The organism is Candidatus Eremiobacteraceae bacterium (genome assembly GCA_035710745.1).
In the GTDB taxonomy this organism is placed as follows: domain Bacteria; phylum Vulcanimicrobiota; class Vulcanimicrobiia; order Eremiobacterales; family Eremiobacteraceae; genus JANWLL01.
This window is the reverse complement of record DASTCX010000001.1, coordinates 1-7,922: the sequence shown is the minus strand read 5'-3', so window position 1 is coordinate 7,922 and position 7,922 is coordinate 1. Positions and strand designations below refer to the sequence as shown.

The 7,922-nt window shown below is 66.4% G+C and carries 5 protein-coding genes; 4 read left to right on the top strand and 1 reads right to left on the bottom strand.

Translation table 11 applies throughout. The features are described from left to right. Positions 1–178 precede the first annotated feature (178 nt). Positions 179–3,187 (bottom strand): diguanylate cyclase, encoded by a 3,009-nt coding sequence (locus VFO25_00025; GenBank protein HET9341296.1) that lies wholly within the window; start codon positions 3,185–3,187, stop codon positions 179–181. Positions 3,188–3,366: 179 nt separating this feature from the next. On the opposite strand from VFO25_00025, the gene VFO25_00020 reads away from it, so the two are divergent. The 4 genes from VFO25_00020 to VFO25_00005 all read left to right on the top strand — a co-directional run bounded on the left by VFO25_00020 (position 3,367) and on the right by VFO25_00005 (position 7,669). Then, entirely contained in the window at positions 3,367–4,206 is an 840-nt protein-coding gene (locus tag VFO25_00020; GenBank protein ID HET9341295.1) for a transglutaminase-like domain-containing protein, read from the top strand. Then, on the top strand, positions 4,203–5,543 hold the full coding sequence (locus tag VFO25_00015; GenBank protein HET9341294.1) for an aminopeptidase P N-terminal domain-containing protein: 1,341 nt from the start codon (positions 4,203–4,205) through the stop codon (positions 5,541–5,543). The genes VFO25_00020 and VFO25_00015 overlap by 4 nt, the downstream gene beginning before the upstream one ends. Further along, positions 5,540–6,700 (top strand): amidohydrolase, encoded by a 1,161-nt coding sequence (locus tag VFO25_00010; protein HET9341293.1) that lies wholly within the window; start codon positions 5,540–5,542, stop codon positions 6,698–6,700. The genes VFO25_00015 and VFO25_00010 overlap by 4 nt, the downstream gene beginning before the upstream one ends. Before the next feature lie 93 nt (positions 6,701–6,793). Then, positions 6,794–7,669 carry a TonB family protein gene (locus tag VFO25_00005; protein HET9341292.1) on the top strand — a complete coding sequence of 292 codons (876 nt, stop codon included), beginning with the start codon at positions 6,794–6,796 and terminating at the stop codon, positions 7,667–7,669. Positions 7,670–7,922 lie beyond the last annotated feature (253 nt).

The window sequence follows — 7,922 nt, the reverse complement described above, 5'->3', positions numbered from 1 at the left end:
GGCAAGAGCGAAATGCTCATCATCGGCGCCGTCATGCGCAAACTCATTCACATCGCGTACGGCGTGCTGCGCAGCCAAAAGCCCTTTGACCCCAACTATGATACCGTCCGGGCTTGACAGCCAAGACGGTATCTCCCTTTTCTCTTAGACAGGTCGCGGCGGTCATTAGTGCGCGAGGTCAGCCGGCGAAGCGAGGGAGCGAGTCGGCGCGCGGGAAGATCGCGTTCTTGCCGGCCTTCTTCGCCTGATAGAGCGCGGCGTCGGCCGCCTTCAAGAGCATCTGGGTGTTCGAGCCGGATTCGGGGAACGCGGCGCAGCCCATCGATGCGCTCAACTCGAGATCCTCGACCGGCCGCTCCCAATCGCGAGTCGCGAACGCGTGCGCCATCCGCTCGGCGAGCATGAGGGCATCGCCGAGCTGCGTCTCCGGGAGCAGCACGATGAACTCGTCGCCGCCGTAGCGCGCGACGACGTCCGACAATCGGACACACGACGCGAGACAGCGAGCGAACTGCTTGAGCACGTCGTCGCCGACCGAGCGGCCGTGACGCTCGTTGATCGCCTGAAGTCCGTCGACGTCCGCCATGATGACCGAGAACGGCCGGCGACGGCGGCGCGCTTCCGAAAGCCGCTTCTTCAAGAAATCGTTCGTGAACCGGTAGTTGTACAAGCCGGTGAGCGGATCGGTGATCGCGAGGCGCGACGCTTCTTCGAGCATCTGCGCGGCACGCATCGACGCCGCGAGTTCGTCCGCAACGGCGTGGAAAAGGTTTTGATCGTCGAACGACAGGCGCCGTCCGTCGAAACCGACGGCCTGGATCGCGCCGATGATCTGATCTCCGATCGCGAGCGGCTTCGTGAGCACCGCGCTCACGTCGGCGGGATCGCGATCGATGAGGTGAGGATGCTCGAGTATCTGCCCGTCGACGTCGTTGAGGACGCTCGTCTGGCGGTAGTAGACCGCCGAGCACAACAGCCCTTCGCTGCCGGTCGTCACCGGACGGACGTCGACCGTCTCGCAGCCCTCCGGTGCGAAGCCGCGTTGCGCGACATTCACGAGACGGCTTTCCCGCTCGTCGTACACGTATACGCGCCCGGCGTCGAGACGTTGCGCTTCGAGAAGCTTGTCGAGCCCCTTCTGCGCGACCGCGACGACTCCAACCTCGCGCGAGAATGCGCGGGTGATCTCGCGGATGACGGCGAGCCGCCGGTTCTGCTCGAGCAGCTCGCCGAAGCGCTTCTTCTGCTCGGTGATGTCTTTGCTGAACGCGACGAGCCCGACGATATTGCCGTCCTCGTCGCGCGAGGGAGTCGCGGACAAGAGCATGTCGATCGGATCGCCGTCGCGGCTGCGGCAGACGATCTCCATCGATCGGACGTGCTCGCCTCGCGCGACGCGCGAGAACATCTCGCGGACGTCGTCGCGGCTGAGCGGCGGCACGATCGCCATCTCCGCGAAATCGGACCCGACCGCCTCATCGCGCGACATGCCGAACATCCGCTCGGCGCCGCCGTTCCAGCCGACGACGAGACCTTGCAGGTCGATCTGGACGATCGCGTCGGTCGATTCTTCGAGCACGCGGTTGAGGAAATCGCGAGCCGAGCGCGCGCGTTCGAATTTGCGCGCGGATCCTATAGCCGCAGACCCTTCCGCGCCGAGGCGGACGAGCCGCGACGTCGCCGCCGAGTCCAGCGTAGGCTTACCGCGTAGGAACATGACGACGGCGCCGACCTGACGGTCGTTCGCGAGCGGCGCCGCGATGACACCGTTGAAGCCATGTGCGAGCGCCTGCTGATCCCAACCCTGCCGCAACCACTGCGCGTCGGACATGACGTCCTCGTACGCGACGATACGACGCTCTCGCAGCGCCTGCACCGGCGGATAGTTCGCGAGGGTCGGATCGGCCAGGTTCAGCGTCGTGTTGATCGCCAGATTCGGGGGCGCATTCCACGCGCCGCCGATGCTGAGGGAATCGTTGTCGCCGACATAGGTGACCGCGAACTCGGCGCCCGCCGTCTCGCCGGCGACACGCGCGATGCTGCGTGCGACGTCGCCGAGGTCGAGACTGTGAGATACCGCGCCTGCGCCGGCCGCTCGAAGCGCGCGGTCTCGCGCCGAGGAGGCGGCGTCCGCGAACGCGCGTGCGCGATCGAGCGCAAGCCGCGCATGGCTCGCATAGGCCTCGAGATGCGCGAGGTCTGCGTCGTTGAACGCATCGATGTCGGCGGCGTAGACGGCGACGACCGTCGCGCGCTCGGCCGACGAGAGCGGCACCGCGACGATCGAGCGAAACCCGCTCGCACGAGCGGCGTCGAGCCACGGCGCGTATGCACGATCACCCTCGACGTCCTTCACGGCCTCGATCCGCTGCGCGCGTACCGCGCGACCTTCGGGTCCTTGGCCGAGCGGAAGCGTGGCGTCGGCGTTGAGCTTTGCAGCGAGGGCGAACCCACGATCGTCGCCGTCGATCGCAGCGGGGCGGAAGAGATTGCCTTCGAGCACCCAAGCGATCGCGAACGATGCGCCGGTCGACGAGCGGCAATGCGCGACGACGTCGGCGAGCACTTCGCGCTCGTCGGTGTGGCGGCCCAATGCCTTTGCGACCTCGAGCATCGCACGAGCGTCCGAGCGCTGGGCGATGAGGCCGGCGAGCTGTCTGCGGCGGTGGATCTCCAGCGCCGCGATCGACGCGAAGACGCGGAGCGCTTCCATGCGGCGGCTGCCGAACGCGGTCTCCCGATCGCTGAACAAAACGAGCACGCCGATCGTGCCCTCGCGCGCCGTCAGCGAGACCGCTGCCGCAGCGCGGACGTTCTCGCGACCGGGGAAGAGCTCGAGGAGCGCACGCGGCTCGTCGGCGAACGGCGTGCGATCGACCGCGTACGCGCCGGTGAGCACGGCATCCGCTGCGAGCCCGTCTGCGGAAAGCGGCAGCCTCCGCTCGCGGACCGCCGCCGCGAATTCGTCGAACGACGCGGATGATGCGGCCACTTCGAGCGATCCGTCGATCGGCGCGAGGACGATGACCGCGCAAGCGGCATCGAAGAGAGACGAAACGCCGGAGGCGACGACAGCGAACACTTCGGTCTCGCTCTCCGCCGTCTCGACCGAGTGGACGAGGCGAAGCAGTCCGCCGTCGGATTCGAATCTGTCTTCGCCGTGGCCGTCACCGGCAATCACGCGCATCCGCCGTCGAACTCTCTTCCGGACAAATAGTGGGAGTGGGGGCTTCTTAAATGTAGCCCATCATTCCATTCCGAGCGTGAGCCGCGCGTCCCCTCCGGTGGTTGGGACTTGCGACCCTGCGGGGTGCTCTCCGCTCGGCGTCGAGGGGGCGTATGGAGCCGGGTAGAAGTCATACGGCGATGGACGCCGTCATGGCAGGTCTTGAGTTCGCCGAATACGTCAAGCGTTGCGACGCGCTTGGCGCACAACCGCACCTCGATCGCGCGTGCCTGCTCGTCAGCGCCGTCTTCGAGAAAAACGTCGACATCGGGCGCTCGCTCAAAGAGCTCGACGCTATCGCGCTCGATGCCGAACATGCGGCAGGCGGCGCTACGGATTCATATGCCATGGCCGGCGCCGTGCTCGATGCGGTCTTCGACCGCGGAGCCTTCCGCGGCAACGCGGCGCGCTATCACGAACCGGGCAACAGCTTGCTCTCGATGGTGCTCGAACGGCGGACCGGCATCCCGATCACGCTCTCGATCGTCGTCATCGAAGTCGCGCGACGCATCGGCCTGCGCCTCGAAGGGGTCGGATTGCCCGGCCATTTCGTCGTCCGCTTTCCGGACGCGACGAGCCGCCTATTCATAGACGCGTTCGACAAGGGCCGCATCATCGACGCGACGCAATGCGTCGACATCGTCGACCGCCATACGGGCGGCCGCGTCACGTGGTCCGATCGCTTTCTCGAGCCGGTCGCACCCCGCGCGATCATCAAACGCGTGCTCGCGAACTTGAAGAACGTGCTCAGCCACGCCAAGGACTATTCGTCGGCGTTGACGGCGATCGAGCTCCAGCTCGCGCTCGACCCGGGCGACTCGACCGAGCTTCGGGACCGCGGCATCCTCTTCGCGAGGCTGCACCGGTACGACCGCGCGATCGCAGATTTCGAGGCGTATCTCGAGCGTAGCCCCGACGCTTCGGATGTCAAACAGATCCGCGATATGCTGCCCCGCTTGCGTGAAGAGAGGAACCTTTGAGCGACAACCGCAGCGAGTACGCACGACGCCGAGCGGCGTTCGTCGCGAAGATCGGCGATGCGGTAGCGATCCTGCCGAGCGCGCCGGAGACGATCCGCACCAACGACTCGCACTATCTCTATCGTCAAGACACCGACCTCCACTATCTCACCGGCTTCGACGAACCGGAGAGCGTGCTCGTCCTCGCGCCAGGGCACGCGACGACCAAGAGCGTTCTCTTCGTGCGTCCGAGCGACCCCGAGCGTGAGACCTGGGATGGCAAACGCGCGGGCGTCGAAGGCGCGGTGCGCGACTTCGGCGTCGATGCTGCATATCCGATCGCCGAGCTCGACGCGAGACTGCCCGAGCTGCTCGACAGCGCGCCGACGCTCTTCTATGCGTTCGACCGCGACGACGCGTTCAACCGCCGCATCGTGTCGCTGTTGAAAGGCTACCGCTCCTCGCGCCGGCGCGCCGATGGCGGACCGCTGACACTCGTCGACCCGAGCACGGCTCTCCACGAGATGCGCGTTTTCAAGTCGCCGGCGGACATCGAGGGCATGCGTCGTGCGGGCGCGATCTCGCGGGAAGCGCATATCGCCGCCATGGCCTGCTCGAGGCCGGGCATGCACGAGTACGAGATCCAGGCGATCGTCGAATACGTTTTCACGAGCCGAGGCGCACAATATCCGGCGTACCCATCGATCGTGGCGAGCGGACCGAACGCGACGATCCTCCACTACGTGACGAACCGGCGGCGCGTCGGCGACGACGAACTCGTCCTCATCGACGCCGGCGCCGAGGTCGACTTCTATTGCGCCGACATCACGCGCACGTGGCCGATGTCCGGCAAGTTCACCCCCGAACAGCGCGCCGTCTACGATATCGTTCTCGCGGCGCAAGCGCGCTGCATCGAGCTGTGCAAGCCCGGCGTCGCGTACAACACCGTCGTCAACGAGGCGGCGACGCGCGTCATCGCAGAAGGCCTCATCGATCTCGGACTGATCAAGGGCCCGCTCGACGATGCGATCGCGTCGGGCACGTACAAACGCTTTTACATGCACCGCATCGGTCATTTCCTCGGGATGGATACGCACGACGTCGGCAGCATGCGCGAAGCGCGCGACTGGCGCTTGCTCCAGCCCGGCATGGTGCTCACGATCGAACCGGGCATCTACGTGCCGGACGAGGACGGCGTCAACGCCCGCTTCCGCGGCATCGGCGTCCGCATCGAGGACAACCTGCTCATCACCCCGGGCGGGCATGACAACCTGACCGACGGAACGCCGAAGTCGACCGAAGACATCGAGCGCACGATCGCCGAGGGCCGCGAGGCGCGCACGCCGCTGCCCGTATGATCGCTCCGCCCGCGGAGATCATCGACGATGTCATCCGCTGGCGCCGGCTCATCCATCGACGTCCTGAGTTCGGATTCGAGGAACGCGAGACGAGCGCGCTCGTCGAGCGCGAGCTGCGCGCGGCCGGCATCGACGTGAAGCGCGTCGCCGGCACGGGCATCGTCGCCACTCTGACCGGCGCTGCCCCGGGCAAGACGCTTGCGCTGCGCGCCGACATGGACGGCTTGCCCATCCACGAACGACCCGGACTCGACTTCGCATCCGAGGTCCCGGGCGCGATGCACGCGTGCGGCCACGACGGGCACACGGCGATGCTGCTCGGTGCCGCGGTCTCGCTCGCACGCGAGCGGTCAAAGCTGCGCGGCGCGGTTCGATTTCTGTTCCAACCCGCTGAAGAAGGGCCCGGCGGCGCGCAGCCGATGATCGAAGCCGGCGCGCTCTCATCGCCCGACGTCGACGCCGTCGCGATGCTCCACGTGTGGCCGACGTTGCCCGTCGGCTCGATCGGCTTGCGCGCCGGCGCGATGACCGCGTCGTGCGACGATTTCGATATCCAGATCGGCGGCCGCGGCGGTCACGCAGGCTATCCGCACAATGCGGTCGACACGATCCCCGTGGCGGCGGAAGTCGTCGGCGCGCTGCAGACGATCGCGAGTCGCGAGATCGACCCATTGAAGGCGGTCGTCATCGCTATCGGCCGCATCGACGGCGGCTACCGCCGCAACGTCGTCGCGGACAAAACGACGCTGCAAGGCACGATCCGCTGTCTCGATGAGAACGTGCGCAGATCGGTTCCCGAGCGCATCGAGCGAATCGTCGCCGGCATTTGCGCGGCGCATCGCGCGTCGCATGGGGTAGAGCTCGTCCACGGCTATCCGAGCGTGCACAATGACGCGCCGTTGACGCAGAGGGTCATGGCGATCGCTCGCGAGGTGCCGCAAGTCGCTTCCGTCGTCGAGCTCGAGGTGCCGACGATGGGCGCCGAAGATTTCGCGTATTTCGCGCAAGTAGTCCCCGGCTGCATGATCCGACTCGGGTGTGCGTCGCCCGACGATCCGCAGCCGGCATCGCTCCACTCGCCGGAGTTCAACCTCGACGAACGTGCCCTTGCGACGGGTGTCGCCTTGCTCCGCGCGCTCGCTTTTCAACTCACCTAAACTGCTCCCGCGGCCCGACGATAGTAAGGATACGACGAGCGCCGTCGCTCCTGTGACGGCCGTCACACCAAGCGTTCATGCCGGGAGCCCTCCGTGAGCACGCCTGCGAATCCGCAACATCTGTTGCGTCGTCCGAAGAAGCCGCAGCAAAAGTCGTTCAGCTGGCGCATTCCCGCCGTCGCGGGGATCGTCGTCGTGGTCACCGGCGGCGGAATCGCCGGCTTCACGGCATACGGCCATGGCAAGGGCGGCGCAGCACCGTCCGGTCCCGCGGCTACGTCGCAACCCGCATCGCTTTCGCTCGCGCAGAACTACGCGCCGCCGATCGTCGCGCCGACGCTGACGAAACATAAATCGCATAGTCCCTCGACCACGTCCGGCGCGTCGCCGTCACCGAATGCGACGCAGACTCCCGAACCGACGCCGACGCCGCTCCCGACCTCGACGCCGAGCGATGCGCACGCGCAAACCGCTTCGAGCGCGACCGCCAAGCATTCCGCCGCGGCCCGCCTAGCAGCCGCGCATCTTGCGGCACAACTGCTCGCGTCGTCGCGGATCAGCTCGCAGCCCCGTTCCTCGGTCGCGACGACGCAGAACGCTTTTACTCCCGCTCCGCTTCCGGCGAGTACGCAACCGCCGGTACAAGCGACGGCGACTCCTGATGCTGGGCCGACTCCGGTATACGCGCCGACGATCGTCGTCGATGCGCGCTTCGCCGACCGCGTCGAACCCGTGTATCCCGATATCGCAAAAGAGCAGGGCGTCGGCGGCACGGCGATCGTGCTCGCGACGATAGGGCCGGACGGCCGAGTTCTCACCGTCTCGATCGATCAGTCGACTGGAAACCGCCAACTCGACAGTGCTGCCGTCGCGGCCGCACACGCGAGCCGTTTCGAGCCGCCGGAGATCGACGGCAAGCCGGCCACCGAAACGTATCGGATCGTCTACACCTTCGACCCGAACAGCTAGAATAGATAAATGGTATGTAGCGGTCGAGCTTTAGCTCGACCGTCGCGATCTTGCTCGAACGCTGTGTAGCGGTCGAGCTTTAGCTCGACCGTCGCGATCTTGCTCGAACGCTGTGTAGCGGTCGAGCTTTAGTGTAGGGTCTACACAGCTACGCTACACTTTGCGAGCCTGCGCGAGCTTGTGCAGGGGTGCCTTCCCGTTGAGCGCTTTGTGCGGTCGCTGGGTGTTGTAGAAGTTCGCGAAGTTGTAGATG